This is a genomic window from Kribbella sp. NPDC049174 (assembly GCF_043197365.1).
In the GTDB taxonomy this organism is placed as follows: Bacteria; Actinomycetota; Actinomycetes; order Propionibacteriales; family Kribbellaceae; genus Kribbella.
In genome coordinates, this window is record NZ_JBICSZ010000002.1 from 1,373,108 (window position 1) to 1,389,130 (window position 16,023).

Below are 16,023 nucleotides of genomic sequence, written 5' to 3' on the forward strand. Positions count from 1 at the left end.
GCGGCTGCGCGCTGGTGCGTCGTTGCAAGGCGATTGGCCGGCTGTCTACTGGGCACAGAGAGGGGAGGGCGATGCTGGACTCTCGAGGGTCGGACTCGTCCGAGGTTCCTGGTGTTGAAACTTGCGCAGCACCCGGGGCCGCTCAAGGAATTCGGAGCGCCACAGTTGCCGACCTGGTGCTGGACATGGCGCGGTTGGGCTCGGCGGGTGTTGAGCGGCGCTGCATCTCGCTTTCGAACGACTGTCCGGGGTACAGGCTGTGCTGTGGCCGACGACAGACTCCTGGATGTGGCCCTGGGGCTGGCCAAGACGCTTGCTCCCGGCGACCTTGACCACACGTTGAGCCAGATCACGGCGGCCGCGGTCGAATCATTGCCCGACACCGACTACGCGAGCATCACGATCCTGCACAAGGACGGCCGGCTGGAGACCGCCGCTCCGACCGGCGGCTTCATCCTGGGTCTCGATGCCGCACAGTGCGAACTGCGCGAAGGTCCTTGTTACGAGGCCGCGGCGGACGAAGTTCATGTCGCGGCTCCTGATCTGGCCCACGACGCGCGGTTCCCGCGGTACGTTCCTGGCGATGTACTCGCCGACCGCCCGGATCGCCGCCGTGAGCGCGGTGACCGCCGGCATCCACGCCCAGGCCGGGATCCGGCTTTTCGACGCTCCCAAGTCCCGTGGCGCCCTGAACCTGTACGCGCGGCAGGTCGGCGCCTTCGGCGATCTCGGCGCGCTCGGCGAACTGTTCCGGCACCAGGCAGCCACGGCGATCGACTATGCCCGGGAGATCCACAATCTGCAGGAAGCGATGCGCACCCGCGGCCGGATCGGCATGGTGGTCGGCATCGTGATGGAGCGCTACGGACTGCGTGACGACCGTGCGTTCGCCTTCCTGACCCGGCTCTCCCAGGAGAGAAACGTGAAGCTGAGAGACGTGGCCGAGCGTCTCATCGCGGCCATAGACCGATAGGGGACCGCGGCCGGGTGCTCGTGACCGACAACGTGGAATCCCGGTCGACGCCGTACCCGATCCGGCCGTGAGACTGATCGGCTGCGGAGAGCCACCGGGGTGCGAATGGCCCCGCAGGGGCCCGGGTACCGCAGATCACAGAGGAGCCTGGGACAAACTCGCTATGGTCAAGACGGTGCCATTTTCTGGGCGATTGACGCCTCCAGGTCGATCTGATGACCACTACCTCTGCGTCGAATCTGTCGTGGGAACAACAATGCACACTCACCGAAACTCTGCTCCGGCAAGCGTCCGACGCCGTCGGCGCTGGCCGCGCGGACCTGCTCTGCCAAGCGATCGTGCAGAGTACTCCGATGGCGCGGTCGCTCGCGTTACGGTACGACGGACGCGGGGTGGAACGTGAGGAATTGTTCCAGGTCGCGTACGTCGGACTCGTCAAGGCGGTGCAGAGATATCGGCCGGGGCCGGACACGGACTTCCGGTCGTATGCCTTCCCGACCATTCGAGGTGAGCTCAAGCGGCATTTCCGCGACAACGCGTGGACTGTTCGGCCACCGCGGCGAATCCAGAACCTGCAGGCGTCCATCAATGCCGTCGAGGGCGAACTGGTTGCGCTGTTGCATCGCTGGCCGACCGAGCAGGAGTTGGCTGACCGCATCGGCGTACCGCTCGTGGAGGTCAGGGATGCGCAACGCGCCTTCGGCTGCTTCAGTCCAGTCTCGCTGGACACTCCGGTGGCCGCCGGTTCCGCGACGTCGCTCGGCAGCCTTTTGCCGGACCGGGCGAACACGTTCGAGCTGGTCAACCAGCTCGAGACGCTCCGTCCGGCGGTCGAGAACCTGGCCGCTCGGGACAAGCTGATCCTCCGCCGGCGGATGATCGATCATTGGAGTCAAGCCGAGATCGCCGCAGAGATCGGCGTGACCCAGATGCAGGTCTCGCGACTGCTCAGCCGCATCATGAGCGTCCTCCAGCATGCACTGGCTGCCTGATGGCGCAGTGGGGGTGCGGAATGTCCCCTGCCGCGTGCGCCCTCGGAGCTGAGCGTTTCAGGGGTGCGGCACAGCTACCAGACCGGATGGTCGCGTTGAGCTCCTCGCCGGTACCGGTGGTGGTCGGCGCGGATCAGGGCAGTGGTCGGCCACCGGTGGCGCCGATGCGTTCGCCGGTGATGTAGGTGGAGTCGTCGGAGGCGAGGAAGACGTAGGCCGGTGCGAGTTCGGCGGGTTGCCCGGCGCGGCCGAGTGGGGTGTCGGCGCCGAATTCGCCGACCTTCTCCGCCGGCATGGTGGCCGGGATGAGAGGTGTCCAGATCGGGCCGGGTGCGACGGCGTTGACGCGGATGCCCTTGGGTGCGAGCTCCTGTGCCAGTCCCTTCGTGAAGTTGAGGATGGCGGCTTTGCTGGTCGCGTAGTCGAGCAGATTCGGCGAGGGCTCGTAGGCCTGGATGGAGGTGGTGTTGATGATCGCCGATCCCTCCGACAGGTGGGGAAGAGCAGCCTTGCTGAGCCAGAACATCGCGTAGACGTTGGTTTTCATGACCTGGTCGAACTGTTCGGTCGAGATGTCGGCGATGCCTCCGCGCGACATCTGGTAAGCGGCGTTGTTGACCAGGATGTCGAGCCCACCGAGCTGTTCGACGCATTGGTCGACCAGTCGTCGGCAGTGTGCCTCGTCCTGGATGTCTCCGGCGAGTGAGGCCGCCGTACTCCCGGCATCTCTGACCAGGCGGCAGGTCTCGCGGGCGTCGGTCTCCTCGGCGGCAAGGTGGGAGATCATCACGTCGGCGCCTTCCCGGGCGAAGGCGAGAGCGACCGCGCGTCCGATGCCGGAGTCGCCTCCGGTGATGAGGGCTCGTCGCCCGGTGAGCTTGCCGCTGCCTCGGTAGGTCTGTTCGCCGTAGTCGGGCTCGGGATCCATCGCGCCGCCGTGCCCGGGGTGCTCCTGTTGATCGGGCTCCTGCTGCTCGGGTCCGGGGTACCGGGTGCGTGGATCTGTGCTCATCATCTGCCTTCCTCGTCCGGCACGGCGGTGGAGACCCGGCCCGCCGTTCTGGCCGCACTCCACCGACCGTGCCGTCTACAAGCTGTGGGTGCTCCCGACAGGAGTCCGCCAGGACGGGAGCCACCCAGCACGGACTCGGTCCGTGCGCGTTTGGGTACCCGCGCCGCCACCATCCATGCGTTCATTCGTCGACGATTGTGCGAGCGAGCACCGGGTCGCCGGGACGACTTCTTCGCCGTCTACTTGGTGGCCTTCTTCGCCTTCTTGGCCCTCTTGGCCTTCTTTGTGACCTTCTGGGCCGTCGACCTCGCCTGCGATTTCACCGTGCCCTTCAGATCCTGCAGAGGCGCGTAGGTGCCGAAGAGTGCCGGGTCCGGTGCCGGGGCCGAAGCTGGGCCGCCGAGTGGTTCGGGATCGGTCAGGTACGCCAGCGGGTCATCCCCCTCGGTCCAGCCGCCGGTGGCTCCGTCGGTCCCGTCGGACAGTCGCCAGATCGTGTGGTTGTGTTCCTGATCCTCCTCGTCGAAGAACGCCTTCGGCACGATCGATACCTCGAGCCCGTCGGACTCCAGCTCCTCGATCGCCTTCAACCACTGCTTCTGGTGCACGGTGTCGCGGGCGAGGTTGAACTGCAGCATCGCCCTGACCCCCGGATCGTCAGTCATGTTGTAAAGACGTGCCGTCTGCAGCCGGCCGTGGGCCTCTGCGGCGGCGTTGGCCCGGAAGTCCGCGAGCAGGTTGCCACTGGCCACGATGTAGCCGCCGTTCCAGGGCACCCCTTGGGAGTTGGCCGGTAGCGCACCGCCGCCGGCGATGATCGCCTGTTGCGGATCCATACCGCCGATGACCGCTGCCATCACCGGATCCTGGACAGCCTCGGCCGTCACTGTCGCGGGGGCGCCCTCGAGAAGTCGCGCGACCATGGTCGCCAGCATCTCGACGTGGCCGATCTCCTCGGTGGCGGTGTCCATCAGCAAGTCCTTGTACTTGCCCTCCATCCGGCAGTTCCAGCCCTGGAACAGGTACTGCATCGTCACGCTCATCTCGCCGTACGCACCGCCGATGAGTTCCTGCAGTTTGCGCGCATACACCGGATCGGGACGCTCGGGCTTGGCCTCGAACTGCAACCGCTTCGTATGACGGAACATCGCGACTCCTTTGTCGACGTCAGAACACCCGGACCACCGCAGTTCCTGGTCGGGCCCACGCCTGGCCGGTCGGCCTTGGTACCCACCAAGCACGCCAGAATGCGTTGTCATGCACGATTTCCTTGGCGTAGAGCGAGCAAGGGCATCTGGCCGTGCGTGGGATCGGGAGCTTCAGGTCCGGTGTTCAGAGCAGCAGCACCGGGACCGTCCACGAGGTTTGTCGTCCAATTCGTGGTCGGGCCGGATCGGACCACAAGGTTGGCGATCGCCTCGTCGTCGCGGTTCCCGGCGCGGCTGCTTGCGTTAGGCAACTGACGTAGGCTCTGCTCGAGATAGCGGAGAATTTCTGCGTTGCAACCGCTGGGTATGCCGTGGAAGATGTCCGAGGTCAAGGCCTCTGCCACCTCGGGCGACGCGCCCGCCTTGAGATGTCCAGCATCCATCGAAGCGAGCATCGTCTACCGGAAGGGTGGCGGCTGCTATCTAACCGTGGGCCGTCAAAACGCTCCTCGGGCCGAGTGTCAGGTACCCAAGGGTGTGGATCGGCAATCCTGCGGTCACTGCATCTCAGGCCGCATGGGCGCCGGACTAGGGACGGCTACCGCGAGATCGATGCCGGCATGGTCAACGAGCGGTTCCACGGCCACGCCACAAAACCGAGTAGAACTGGAGCCTCTGTGCTGTCGGCGCTCACGCGGTGAGCCGCTGACCGGCTGATGGTCGTTCGTTCAGCAGCTCGGCCGCCACTGTTCGCAGGCGGACATGGTGAATCTGCGAGTCCCGACGCAACCTGGCGAAAGCCTCGCCGGCGCTGATGCCGAACCGCTCCATCAAGACCCCGACGGCCCGGCCGACCTCGGCGCGGGCATCGATCGCTCGTTCGAGAGATCTGGCGGTCACCACTGCCGTGACCGCGACCGCGACATGTGCAGCCAATGCTTTGGCCAGGGCCTGATCCGAAGTCGTGAACGCATCAGGACGGGTCGCGTACATCGTGAGCGCGCCGCGCAGGTGGAGCTGCCCAGGGAGGCCGACGCTCACTGCGCTTCGGAGGCCGAGCTGCGCCGCGACCCGCGGAGCCCACTGCGGCCAGCGTGTCTCGGACTCGGTATCGCGAATCACCTCGGTGGGCAGAGGCGTGTCGTCCGGGCCTTCCCCGAGGACCTGCCGCAGGCGGTCAGCCTCCACGATCCGGTCGTCCGACCCCGTGATTCGGCGCTGATCGATGCCGTGCCCCGCCAACACCACGATGCCGGCGCAGTCACAGGTGAGAGTGCTGCGCGTGCACTCCACGGCCCGCTCCAGCAGCGGGTCGAGATCGGCTATGGCGTGCAGCTCGCGGGCCAGGTCGGCCAAGGCTGCCGCTGTCGCGTGGACGCCTCCCGAATCGGTCCTGATCATGGCCACCACCCCGAATTTCCAGAGGGGTCACCGGGGTCCGGGGCAACCTGACAACTAGGACGAGATCAGGCTCCTCCGGTGCGGCGTCAGTGGTAGCTGCTAGCGCAACCGCACCGCACTGAATCGTGTGTTTGAAACGATCCGGCTACGCCGCACAACGAGGCACGTGACCTGTGGAGGACGCTCCGGTGCTCACGTCGACGAAGCAGTTGCTCCCACGAGCGGGCCGCGGAGCGGGTTGTGGCCATCGGCTCGTGAGCTGACCGGCATGTAGAGATAGTTGCCGAGGTGATCCCTGGCGGGCAGGTGGGTTCGGGGGTGGTGGATCAGCCGGTAGGTGCAGCCGCCGGAGACGCTCTCGAGCGCTTCCGGTGGGTTGTCATCGTCGACCGGCCAGGTCTGGCCGTGCGCTGGGCCGCCGTACGCACGTCCCACCGTGGTGAGTCCGGGCTGCGTGTGTGATGTTGCGACCGAGGCCAATGTGATCACCCCTGGGGCCGTGTTCACGTGGGGACGGTTGCCGGGGTCCGGGGCAACCTTGGCGCCGACGACGATGCTGCGGTCGAGTGCGCTGAGATGCAGGTACCCCGCGACCCGGGCCGTTATTACCGTGACACGCGCGCGATCGACGGCCGTTCATTCCTGCCCGTCGTACCGGTCCTGTGCGGCGCGATCAGATGGGTCGGTCTCGGCGCGACGCTGCATGCATGAAGCCTGGAACGGCGGGGCACCCGGGGGCCTCGTGCAATGGGACTAGGCAGGAGAGATCGATGGGTACAGACGACAAACTGAGGAACGCGGCCGAGGAAGCCAAGGGCAAGGCAAAGGAGAAGGCCGGTGAGGCGGCCGACGATCGCGACCTGCAAGCCGAGGGCGAAGCGGATCAGACCAAAGCGGACGTCAAGCAGGCCGGCGAGAAGGTCAAGGACGCCTTCAAGGACTGAGACCGAGCCCTGGCGTCGCGCAGCTATCGGCGTCTGCGGCCGACGACGTTGTGTCGGTCAGCAACTGCTGCGTGCGTTCGACTCCACCCGGAGCACGTCGCATGCTCTGTGACGGCTCCGAGGTGGAGACCCCGGACAGTCAGTTGCATCGCCCGAGCCATCTCGCGGGATGCGCATCAAGCAGTGATCGCGGGGCGGGTCGGCTCGGGTGAGGGTTGGAGAGGTGCCGTCCCCTACCCTGATCAGTGACGCATTGAGTCTCGGGGCAGAAGAGTTCAACCGCCTGAGCGGACGCCGCTGATCCCACTCGGAGTTCGGGCCGCAAAGCAACGCCGCGCCCCTCGGCGTCGACCACAACCTCGCCCGGTACGACGTCACAGAACACGGCCTCGGCGAGCGCACCTACCCAGAGCAGCGCCACGTCCAGCGCTCCGACTCAGGGAACGTCCACCACAGGAACCTCACCCTCTGGAGCACCGCCAACCTCCACCCCGACGACGTCGACTCCATCACCGAACGCGCAAGGCACAGCCAGACCGCCGCCGGCATCCGGCTAGTGCTGCCGACCGTCGCGACGCACGTTGTTGTTGTCGGCAATGAACAGCTGCCGGCGTGGGGGTCATGAGGCTGGTTGGAAGGTTTGCGTGAATGTTCTGTAGAGGGAGAGGCTTTCGGCCCATTGGGTGTCTGGGGTGGACCAGTAGATGCCGTAGGCCTGGTTGTCGCTGGTGACCACGCCGCGGTTGAGGACGTGGCGGCGGCCGGAGGGAGTGGCGTAGGTGAACTCCCAGTCGGCGGCCTTCTCGAAGTAGTCGACCGGCTCGATCCGGATGCGCCGGTAGTCGGCATAGCCGTCTTGGCGGGCTGCTTCTTGCTGACGCCAGTCCGCGACCGGATCCGGCTTGGGTTGGTTGGTCTGGTCGATGAGCAGGAAGCGTCCGCTGCCCGGCTCGCGGAAGTAGACGCGCTGGCCTTGCCGTTCGACGGTCCAGTTGGCTGGTAGTGCCAGTGAGAATCCGGTCGGGTCCGTGTGCCGCTCGAAGCCGGCGGGCACCGAACCAGGCTGGGTGGCGGGAGACTCCGGCGAGGTGGGGCGGCTGCTGGGAGAGGCAGGCCTGCTGCTAGCGGGCTGCGAGGGCCGACGTGTGGTTGGTGGCGGCGTACTCGAAGGCGCTGCGGTACTGCGTGGCGCCGTGCTGACTCCTCCACTGGCCTGCGGGGCGGCGGGAGACTGCGACTGACTTCCCTGGTTGTCGTCGTCCGCTCGGAACAGCGTCCAACCGATCAAGGCGACCGCGACGAGTACACAGGCGAGCATCGCACCGACGACCTTCGGAAGGTTTCCGTTGGACGACTCCCTCTCATCCGACGGGGTCGGATCGGGTTCGGCGGCCGGACCGCCGGCCGATGAGGTGGCACCGGCAGGTGTTGGCACCGGCGTACCGTCTCCGGCTGGCTGAGACTCGGCGTACGTCACCGGCCGCGGAACGACCGGCGGGACCGGCAGCACCCGCGTCCGCTGACCACTGTCGACCTGCGAGGTGTCGACAGCCTCAGATCCCGGCGTACCGACAGAAGCCTCCGCCGCCGTCTCGGCCTGGTGCAGGAGACGTCTCGCCTCCCAGACGTCGATGCGCTCCGCCGCGTCCTTGCGCAACAAACCTTCGAGCGCCGGCCAGAGCGGCCCCGCCAACCGCGCCGGGTCGGGCTCCTCGGTGACAGCGGCCGCCAGCGTCGGAAGCGTGGTTCCCCGGTCGTACGGCGGCCGCCCTTCTACCGCGGTGTACAGCGTGGCGCCCAACGACCACAGGTCCGAGTCCGTGCCGGCGCCCCGTCCCTGAATCCGTTCCGGAGCGATGAACGCCGGCGAACCGACCAGCATGCCTGATGTCGTCAACGACGGATCGCCCTCCAACGTGGCGATGCCGAAGTCCGTCAGTACGACCCGGCCGTCTCCGGTGAGCAGCACGTTGCTGGGTTTGACGTCACGATGCAGTACGCCGGCGCGGTGTGCGGCGTGGAGCGCGGCCAGCACCTGCAGGCCGATCCGAGCCACCTCTCCCGGCGGCAACGGTCCGTACTCGCGGATCGCCTGCGCCAGCGTGGTGGAACGGACCAGCTCCATCACAATCCACGGACGGCCGTCTTCTTCGACGACGTCGTACACGGTGACGACATTCGGATGACTGAGCCGGCCGGCCGAGCGGGCCTCACGCAGGGTGCGCCGCCGCAGGACCTCGCGTTCCTCGTCGGGCAGCTCCGGCGGCAGAAGGACCTCCTTGACCGCCACCGACCGGCCAAGGAGCTCGTCGCGGGCCTGCCAGACCACGCCCATGCCCCCGCGCCCCAACGCCGACACCAACCGGTACCGCCTGGCCAGGAGGCGGCCAGCCATCGTCGAGTCGGTCATCGTACGGCGCCCTCCGAAACTCCGGCCAAGACAAACGAAGGGCCCAGCGACCCTCACCGGACCTACAGGTGCCCAGTCCACCCGCTCACGACACGACGATCTTCAGCCGTCACAGCGAGATACTGGCTGGGTCCTGCTGGGTTTGCTTCGGAAGATCAGCGCAGCCCGATGAGCTGGAGCCAGTCGGTGACTTGTGGTCGGGCTTGCTGGGCTTGTTCGCCGCGGACGGCCAGGCCTTCGGCGATGGTGGCGCCGGCGCAGGTTCGGCGTGGTCGCGCTGCGGGCGTGCTGACGGCTCCGATCGGCCGCGGAGCCTGACGACCACACTCGACCGCTCCGCACCCGTCTTCGTGACATCGGGCCGGGCGGCCTGCAGCTCGTACGTGCGATCAACTGAAGGACTCGGGGCCGAAGCGGCCGATCGCCACGAAGACCGCGAGGGCGAGGTACGCGAGGTTCAGCACCGCGTGCACGCGCTCGTGACGGCGGGAGGTGACGATCGCCGCGCCCACCATGATCGTCGCCAGTCCGACGGCGGCCAGCGGTGCGAGGACCGGAACGATGTCGAGGGCGGCCGGTACGATCAGGCCGATGGCGCCCAGGATCTCGACGGTTCCAAGTGCCTTGACGAAGCCGGGACTGAAGTGGTTGACCCAGCCTCCACCGGGAGCCTTGGCCAGCTTCTCGTACGGGATGAACAGCTTGTTGGCACCCGCGAAGACAAAGACGGCGGCCAGCAGGCCGGCGACGATCCACAGAGCGAGATTCATGAGTTTCTCCTTGTCGGTTACCTCGGCCCTTCCGGGCCCGTCATCACCCATGACGGAACTTGTCGGTGGGAGGTAACAGATGACCGGATCGGACCGGGAGAACGCCGTCGCGGAAGCGTTCATGGACGAGCGCGAGCGGCTGGTGGCGATGGCCTACCGGATGCTCGGCTCGCGGGCGGACGCCGAGGACGCCGTACAGGAGGCCTGGCTGCGGCTCGCGCGCCAGGACGCGGCTTCGATCGACAACCTGTCCGGCTGGCTGACCACCGTGGTCGGCCGGGTGTGCATCGACATGCTGCGCACACGCAAGGCCCGGCCGGTGGCGTCACACGACGACGGGCTGCCCGAGTTCGTCGTGACCGAGGACAACGTCTCGGCACCTGAGGACGACGCGCTGCTTGCTGATTCGGTCGGGCTGGCACTGCTGGTGGTACTCGACAGCCTCGGTCCCGCCGAGCGGCTCGCCCTCGTGCTGCACGACATGTTCGCGGTGCCGTTCGACGAGGTCGGTCAGATCATCGGCAAGTCCACCGACGCCACCAAGATGCTTGCCAGCCGCGCTCGCCGGAAGGTTCAGGGCACACCTCGCCCGGACGGCGAACGGCAGCAGCGGCGGGCGGTGCTGGATGCGTTTCTCGCGGCGGCCCGTGACGGAGACTTCGAAGGGCTGCTGCGGGTACTCGACCCGCAGGTGAAGTGGCGCACCCATACCGCGCACGGCGTGGTCGTCAAGCTCGGAGCGACCGAGGTGGCGACGAAGGCCCGGCGCGGGGGGTACGCCAAGGCAACTGTGCAACCCGTCCTCGTCAACGGCGAGCCGGGAATCGTCGCCTGGGCCGCGAACGGCAAACCCCTGGGCGTGCTGACGTGTACGGTCGTCGATGGTCGGATCGTCGAGATCACCTCACTCCGCGACCCACGCCAGCTTGCTGCGATGAACCTTCCCGGACGCCCTGACTAGGTCGTGTCGCGAAGTCAGCTTCCCTACCGCCGGGCCAACGGCCGGGCCCGGCTGCGCAGACAGGTTCCCTGCAGCACCCCGAGGTGCTGAGGGTCGGCGTGGGTTAGGTGGTCGCCGCCCGCACGCCGCGCAGGACGACGTCCAGCACCACGTCAGCCTCGACACGGGCGGCCTCGGGGTCGGCGGCACGGGCAATGTAGAGGGCTGAGCCGTAGAGACCGCCCAGTGCGAGGTGCGCCAGCGCGTCGAGTGTGACGCCGGGCAACGCGCCGCTGTCCACCAGCGGCGTCAGCACGGTCCGCAGCATTGGCAGCTCGACGCCTTCCGTGCCGCTTTCCCACGCGCGGGCGGCCAGCACGGTCACACTGTCGATGATCACGATCCGCCGGAACGCCGGGCGCAGGCAGGCGTCGAGGAACGCGGACAGGCCCGCTCGTACCGCGGCCCACGGATCCTCCTCGGCCAGGGCCGCGGCCATCACCGCCCCAGCGGTCTCGTCCAGCACCACGTCGTAGACCGCCGTGAACAGCGCGTCCTTGCCGCTGAAGTGGTGATAGAGAGCGCCCTTCGCGAGACCCGCGCGCTGGACGATGTCGTCCATCGCGGTTGCCGCGTAGCCCTGCTCGACGAACCGCTCGCGCGCGATCCCGACCAGGAGCTCCCGGGTTGCCTCCGCCTGCCGTTCCCGCAGCCTCTTGACAGTCACCCGGCAAGCATAAAAGACTGACTGCAAGTCGGTGACCGACCGTCGGTCGGTAAAGGAGGTCCGTGATGTTGCCACTTCCGCCCGGACAACGCCGCGTCGAGGGGTTCCCGCGATTTGGCACCCATCTGCACCGGCCGCCGCCCGCGGTGCCAGACGCTCCGGTGATCGCGATCAGCGGCGTCGTGCGCAAGCCGTTGGAGGTGCGGCTGCCGGAGCTCGCCACGCTGCCGCGGCGCGAGATCGTCGCCGACTTCCACTGCGTCTCCGGCTGGACGGCGACCGACCTGCGGTGGGAAGGGGTGCGGTTCGCCGATTTCTTTCGCGCCTTCGTCGAGCCGGCGCTCGACGCGGAGGTCTGCGTCAGCCACCTGGCGTTCGTGGGTCTGGACGGGATCAGCTCCGTGGTCGAGCTGCAGGACGCCCTGGCAGACGACGTCCTGCTCGCGGACCGGGTGAACGGGCGCCCACTCGGCGGCGACCATGGCGCGCCGATCCGGTTGGTCAGCCCGGCCCAGTACGGCTACATGAGCATCAAGCACCTGTGCCTGGTCGAGGTGTGTTCCACGCTCCCGGCACATCGCCTCGATCGAGGCGTCATCGGCCGGCTGATCGAGGGCCATCCCCGGGCTCGGGTCTGGCACGAGGAGCGCCACGGCCGCATCCCGGGACGACTGATCCGGCCGTTCTACCGCCCGCTGATCCGCCCCATCCGCGCCCTCTGCGCGAAAGGAACGCAAGACCGATGAGGCTCCCGAACGACGTGCTGAAGACCCAGGACTGGATCATCGACGACATCGTGCCCGACTTCGACGTCGAGGACGTCTGGGCCCTTCCCATCGAGGGCGGCGCGCACGATTTTCCAGCCGTCATCAAAGCGCAGCAATCCCTCGACTTTCCGGCGTCTGCGCCGCTGCCGGTGCGCGTGCTGTGGGGCATTCGCGACCTGCTCGGACGCGCGTTCGGGCTCGGGCGCATTTCGACCTCCGCGGACGCCGCCGGCGCCTGGCCACCCGTTCCCGGCACGGGCGAACCATCGCTGCTCGCGCGGCTTCCGGACGACCTCCGCGACAAGTCCCCAGCATCGCAGGTCACCGACAAGCCGTTTCGGCCGCTGTACCGCACCGGCACCGAACTCGCCGAGGAAATCTCCAACCGAACCATGTACGGAGTGATGCACCTGGCGTGGGCCGACCAGGGAAGCGGCCGATACCGTGCGCAAATGACCGTCTACGTCAAACCCCGCGGCACCTTCGGCGAGGCGTACATGGCGTTCATCAAGCCATTCCGCTATGCGATCGTCTATCCGGCACTCATGCGACACTTCGAACGAACCTGGTCGCAGCAGCACTGACGAGCGAGTCTGTACCCCGTCAGCGCGTGTTGGGGTCACGGTGTGCAGTCCGGTGACTTGAGGACTGCCCGGCCTGGTCGGGAGACAGTTCGCGGTGGTTTGCTCGTGGACGACACCTGTCGTGCACGAAGAGCGCGGGGTGTCGATCGGACTCGCGGTCATGTGTACGCAGCTCCAGCGCGTATCGGCGAGCCGCCCGATGGCCGCGCTTCGGTGAGTTGTCGGAAACGGCACAACGACGGGTGAGGTGGAAGATGCGACAGCTTGTCTACTACGTCGGGCTCAGCGTCGACGGATACATCGCTGGTCCCGGTGGGGAGATCGACTTCTACCCGCTGGCAGACGACATGGCCGCCTGGCTGGAAGCGAACTATCCCGAGTCCGTGCCCACCCACATCCGTGCGCGGCTCGGTATGCCCGACGTCCCGAACCGGCACTTCGACACCCTGCTGATGGGCCGCGGAACGTATCAGCCGGCGCTCGATATCGGCGTCGCGAGCCCGTACGCGCACCTGAAACAGTACGTCGTGTCCACCACCATCGATCGTGTCGACGACCCGGCCGTCAAGCTGTACGCCGGAGACCCGATCGAACTGGTTCAACGGCTCAAGAAGGAGGACGGTAAGCACATTTGGCTGTGCGGTGGCGGCAAGCTCGCGGGCGCCGTGCTGCCGGAGATCGACGAACTGGTGGTTAAGTGCTACCCGGTCGTGGCCGGCGACGGCATTCCGGCCTTCACTGGGCGCTTCAACCCGACGCTGTTCACGCCGACAGACAGCCGGACCTTCAGCAACGGCGCGATCGTGACCTGGTACCACCGGGCCTGACCGGGCGCGAGGCGACCTCGAGGATCCGGTACTCAGCCAGCGGCGACCCCCGAGCGGATCTTGGCCGAGTTGACCGCTGCCGGTGGCACGAGGCGATCTGTCGCCTCCCGGACCCCGGCCCTCGATCACGCCGTGGCCGACCCGAGGTGCACTTCCCAGACACCATCAGCGACCTGGTCTATGGGCAAGGAGCATGTCGCGCGGTGCTCAGGAAAGCCGCCCACCGCCCGCGCGAAGCGAGACACGGCACATGGCTGTCGGCGCCTCAGGAACAGGCGTCATAAAGCGTCCGACCACCGCGGGATGTGACAGTCTGCGACACCAAAGCGACCCGAACGAAAGGTGAGGCACCGCGACACCGTTGACGCGATCGTCGGCGCTGTCACTGGCAGGCTGCGCGCGCCGGAGGTGCTGGTCGTGGGCCGACTGGTCCTCGAGGTCGCTGCCGACGCCGCTCCACAGCCGGCCGCTACCGGCACCCGGCTCGATTGATCCGGATACGCGAAGACATAGAGCCCGATGACGTTCCGATACTCGAAGCGAGTAGCGCTCGCCGACCCGACGTCAGCGGCGCTCGAAGTACGCCCTCGGGTGACGCCGGACCAGGAGCTGGTCGGCCGTCGCGTACGACCGCGTCCAGAGGAAGCTGAGCGGCCGGACGGGCTGCGCTTCTGAACCCGCCCAGCCTCGCGGAACTCTCCTCAAACTTCTGGGAGTCGCCGCGTACATCGCCGGTTCCCAGGGGTCGGCTACCTCACCCTTCGGAACGCGCCATGTAGGACGAAGGGCCTGGCCGGGCGGGGGAGGCCGGGCGGGGGTGGCCTCGGCAGGCCCTTCTGCTTGTGCGGCTGACCTGCCCTGAGTTGGAGTTGGCGTCGGCCACGATGCCGACCGCGACCTCGCGGAGTTTGATGTTGCCGGTCTGTGAGGTGCGGACAGGAAACCGAACGCGTGGTTGGAGTCGAGCCGGTATCGCTCCATGACGATGCCGATCGCCTGGCCGATCAGGCTGCGGGACTGCAGCGCCGCGTTCAGCGTCTGGTCTTGGCGACTCCAGCCGAACGCGGCCGCAGCCAGGTTCGCGAACAGCATGCCCAGCTGGCGAGAGACTCCGCGCTGATCTGGTTCGGCTGGCGGGAGTACATGTTGGATCCCGCCCCGCTCATGGGGTTCTTGCCGAACTGGAGTGCCAACTGGGAGCCGATACCGATGTCCTCTGCGGCGCGCGGCCCCGTAGACAGGGCACGGCTGATCGTGCGGATGTCGTCGACCTGGACGATCGGTTCTGCGAGCGCCGCGGCCAGCCACGGGCCCTCGCCGAGCTAATACTGCAGTTCGTCGGCCACCTCCGCGAGCTCATCGGTGGGAGCCAGGGTCTGGATCTTGCCGTCCCGGGTGGTGACCGAGATGCTGGCACAGGTGATCCCCGGCACCGCCCTCACGGCGGCGCCCTGGGTGATGTGCTCCAACGTTTCGTCGACGAAGATCAGGAACCGCCGCGACACCCCGACCGATCCATGACAGCAATAAGCTCGGGGAACTCCACGCCCCTTCGGTCCGATCCCAGCCCCCGGCCAACGGCGCGGACCCCGTAGTGACAGAACCGAAGCGGCCCAGGACCGCTGAAACGAGAGATCACCGGCAACACCATCATGACCCCGCACACCGACATACGCGACGACTTACTCAACCGAGCGACACTTCTTGCAGCTGGCGACTTGTTGGGCTTGCGCTGCGAGGCGGCGAGCAATGGACCAGGCTCAGCGTGGACGCGCTTTGGAGTGCGTGCCAGTCGCCCGGCCCGGGTGCTGCCGAACTGACCCCACGTGCTAGTTCTGTGAGGCTTCGCTTGCGCGCCAACTGCTCTGCGCGGTCCGCCTCCTCAATGAGTTCGGCGGCGAGGTCGCGAGCTACCTTGACCGGTAGACGGAGCCACAGCGACTCCTCGGCCGCGTCCGGGTGTGGCCGTCTCTCGAGTGCGATCAGCGGCACGGCGGCGCAACAGTTGCTACCCAACCCACCGCGGCGGATGCCGGCATGCACGTTGAACCTGGTCACGTGCAAGTCAGGCAAGCCTTCCTTGGCCATGCTGAAAGGCTAGTCCTCCGTCCGCTAGCGTCCTGCTGACATTGCCTGGCATGGCATCTTCTATCGCTGCCTTGCCGGCGTCGACGAACCGGTTGCGCCACCGGTTGATCGACTCGGCCGAGACTCCGTGTCGCCGGGCCACCCGGCGACGGTCATCTCGTGCGCCAGGACCGCGAGAACCAGCTGCAGCCGTGTCTCGACCGGAACCGGGTCATTGCCCCTGCTCAAGATCGAACTCCCTGTCACGGATCAGCCCCGCAACCCCTGCCAGAAAGTCTGACGCACACCAACCTCAGAGAGTCGAACCTATGTTCTAGTCGGAGTGCTGTGGCCGCGGTGACAGCCTGTGATGTCTCAGGACATAGGTGACAGTTCTGCATCAGGACATCGGTGACACTCGATGTGTCAGGACATCGGTGACGATTCAGGGGTCTTGGCGT

20 protein-coding genes are annotated in these 16,023 nt (G+C 67.2%); 9 read left to right on the forward strand and 11 right to left on the reverse strand.

Annotated features, from left to right (window positions below; genetic code table 11):
* Positions 1 to 526 precede the first annotated feature (526 nt).
* On the forward strand, positions 527 to 973 hold the full coding sequence (locus ACGFIF_RS17155) for an ANTAR domain-containing protein (protein ID WP_393155439.1): 447 nt from the start codon (positions 527 to 529) through the stop codon (positions 971 to 973).
* Positions 974 to 1,188: 215 nt separating this feature from the next.
* Entirely contained in the window at positions 1,189 to 1,965 is a 777-nt protein-coding gene (locus tag ACGFIF_RS17160) for a sigma-70 family RNA polymerase sigma factor (RefSeq protein WP_393155440.1), read from the forward strand.
* Between the two features lie 133 nt (positions 1,966 to 2,098).
* Here the strand turns inward: ACGFIF_RS17160 and ACGFIF_RS17165 are convergent, their stop codons facing one another.
* The 5 genes from ACGFIF_RS17165 to ACGFIF_RS17185 form a co-directional block, all read right to left on the reverse strand.
* The gene (locus ACGFIF_RS17165; RefSeq protein WP_393155442.1) at positions 2,099 to 2,980 is read right to left on the reverse strand and encodes an SDR family oxidoreductase; all 882 of its coding nucleotides are present in this window, start codon (positions 2,978 to 2,980) and stop codon (positions 2,099 to 2,101) included.
* Positions 2,981 to 3,216: 236 nt separating this feature from the next.
* On the reverse strand, positions 3,217 to 4,125 hold the full coding sequence (locus ACGFIF_RS17170) for a manganese catalase family protein (RefSeq protein ID WP_393155444.1): 909 nt from the start codon (positions 4,123 to 4,125) through the stop codon (positions 3,217 to 3,219).
* A 107-nt stretch (positions 4,126 to 4,232) separates the two neighbouring features.
* Positions 4,233 to 4,568 carry a hypothetical protein gene (locus ACGFIF_RS17175; protein WP_393155446.1) on the reverse strand — a complete coding sequence of 112 codons (336 nt, stop codon included), beginning with the start codon at positions 4,566 to 4,568 and terminating at the stop codon, positions 4,233 to 4,235.
* A gap of 247 nt (positions 4,569 to 4,815) precedes the next feature.
* Entirely contained in the window at positions 4,816 to 5,526 is a 711-nt protein-coding gene (locus tag ACGFIF_RS17180) for an ANTAR domain-containing protein (RefSeq protein ID WP_393155447.1), read from the reverse strand.
* A gap of 192 nt (positions 5,527 to 5,718) precedes the next feature.
* A complete protein-coding gene (locus tag ACGFIF_RS17185; RefSeq protein WP_393155448.1) occupies positions 5,719 to 6,033 on the reverse strand; it encodes a hypothetical protein in 315 nt (104 codons plus the stop codon).
* Positions 6,034 to 6,296: 263 nt separating this feature from the next.
* Between ACGFIF_RS17185 and ACGFIF_RS17190 the strand changes: the two genes are divergently transcribed.
* On the forward strand, positions 6,297 to 6,470 hold the full coding sequence (locus ACGFIF_RS17190; protein WP_393155449.1) for a CsbD family protein: 174 nt from the start codon (positions 6,297 to 6,299) through the stop codon (positions 6,468 to 6,470).
* A 619-nt stretch (positions 6,471 to 7,089) separates the two neighbouring features.
* Here ACGFIF_RS17190 and ACGFIF_RS17195 read toward each other — a convergent pair.
* Both ACGFIF_RS17195 and ACGFIF_RS17200 read right to left on the reverse strand, forming a co-directional pair.
* Positions 7,090 to 8,880 (reverse strand): protein kinase, encoded by a 1,791-nt coding sequence (locus ACGFIF_RS17195; protein ID WP_393155450.1) that lies wholly within the window; start codon positions 8,878 to 8,880, stop codon positions 7,090 to 7,092.
* A gap of 389 nt (positions 8,881 to 9,269) precedes the next feature.
* On the reverse strand, positions 9,270 to 9,650 hold the full coding sequence (locus ACGFIF_RS17200; RefSeq protein WP_393155451.1) for a DoxX family protein: 381 nt from the start codon (positions 9,648 to 9,650) through the stop codon (positions 9,270 to 9,272).
* Between the two features lie 79 nt (positions 9,651 to 9,729).
* Here ACGFIF_RS17200 and ACGFIF_RS17205 point away from each other — a divergent pair, with 79 nt between their 5' ends.
* Positions 9,730 to 10,611 (forward strand): sigma-70 family RNA polymerase sigma factor, encoded by an 882-nt coding sequence (locus ACGFIF_RS17205; RefSeq protein WP_393155452.1) that lies wholly within the window; start codon positions 9,730 to 9,732, stop codon positions 10,609 to 10,611.
* A gap of 103 nt (positions 10,612 to 10,714) precedes the next feature.
* Here ACGFIF_RS17205 and ACGFIF_RS17210 read toward each other — a convergent pair whose 3' ends face one another.
* Positions 10,715 to 11,317 carry a TetR/AcrR family transcriptional regulator gene (locus tag ACGFIF_RS17210; protein ID WP_380101341.1) on the reverse strand — a complete coding sequence of 201 codons (603 nt, stop codon included), beginning with the start codon at positions 11,315 to 11,317 and terminating at the stop codon, positions 10,715 to 10,717.
* Positions 11,318 to 11,382: 65 nt separating this feature from the next.
* On the opposite strand from ACGFIF_RS17210, the gene ACGFIF_RS17215 reads away from it, so the two are divergent.
* From ACGFIF_RS17215 to ACGFIF_RS17230, 4 genes are all read left to right on the forward strand, one after another.
* On the forward strand, positions 11,383 to 12,063 hold the full coding sequence (locus tag ACGFIF_RS17215) for a molybdopterin-dependent oxidoreductase (RefSeq protein WP_393155454.1): 681 nt from the start codon (positions 11,383 to 11,385) through the stop codon (positions 12,061 to 12,063).
* Positions 12,060 to 12,668: a DUF2867 domain-containing protein gene (locus ACGFIF_RS17220; protein ID WP_393155456.1), complete on the forward strand. Its 609-nt coding sequence runs from the start codon at positions 12,060 to 12,062 to the stop codon at positions 12,666 to 12,668. Before ACGFIF_RS17215 ends, ACGFIF_RS17220 begins: the two co-directional genes overlap by 4 nt.
* A 254-nt stretch (positions 12,669 to 12,922) precedes the next feature.
* On the forward strand, positions 12,923 to 13,495 hold the full coding sequence (locus tag ACGFIF_RS17225) for a dihydrofolate reductase family protein (RefSeq protein WP_393155458.1): 573 nt from the start codon (positions 12,923 to 12,925) through the stop codon (positions 13,493 to 13,495).
* A gap of 342 nt (positions 13,496 to 13,837) precedes the next feature.
* Positions 13,838 to 13,987, forward strand: coding sequence for a hypothetical protein (locus ACGFIF_RS17230; RefSeq protein WP_393155459.1), 150 nt, complete (start codon positions 13,838 to 13,840; stop codon positions 13,985 to 13,987).
* 72 nt (positions 13,988 to 14,059) lie between these two features.
* On the opposite strand, the gene ACGFIF_RS17235 is transcribed toward ACGFIF_RS17230, so the two are convergent.
* Positions 14,060 to 14,530 (reverse strand): ANTAR domain-containing protein, encoded by a 471-nt coding sequence (locus tag ACGFIF_RS17235; protein ID WP_393155486.1) that lies wholly within the window; start codon positions 14,528 to 14,530, stop codon positions 14,060 to 14,062.
* On the opposite strand from ACGFIF_RS17235, the gene ACGFIF_RS17240 reads away from it, so the two are divergent.
* Positions 14,447 to 14,821, forward strand: coding sequence for a hypothetical protein (locus tag ACGFIF_RS17240; protein ID WP_393155493.1), 375 nt, complete (start codon positions 14,447 to 14,449; stop codon positions 14,819 to 14,821). The two genes, ACGFIF_RS17235 and ACGFIF_RS17240, sit on opposite strands and share 84 nt — an antisense overlap.
* On the opposite strand, the gene ACGFIF_RS17245 is transcribed toward ACGFIF_RS17240, so the two are convergent.
* Together ACGFIF_RS17245 and ACGFIF_RS17250 are read right to left on the reverse strand one after the other, a co-directional pair.
* Entirely contained in the window at positions 14,818 to 15,000 is a 183-nt protein-coding gene (locus ACGFIF_RS17245; protein ID WP_393155460.1) for a hypothetical protein, read from the reverse strand. The two genes, ACGFIF_RS17240 and ACGFIF_RS17245, sit on opposite strands and share 4 nt — an antisense overlap.
* A gap of 181 nt (positions 15,001 to 15,181) precedes the next feature.
* Positions 15,182 to 15,583, reverse strand: a complete 402-nt coding sequence (locus ACGFIF_RS17250; RefSeq protein ID WP_393155462.1) for a hypothetical protein — start codon at positions 15,581 to 15,583, stop codon at positions 15,182 to 15,184.
* Between the last annotated feature and the right edge of the window lie 440 nt (positions 15,584 to 16,023).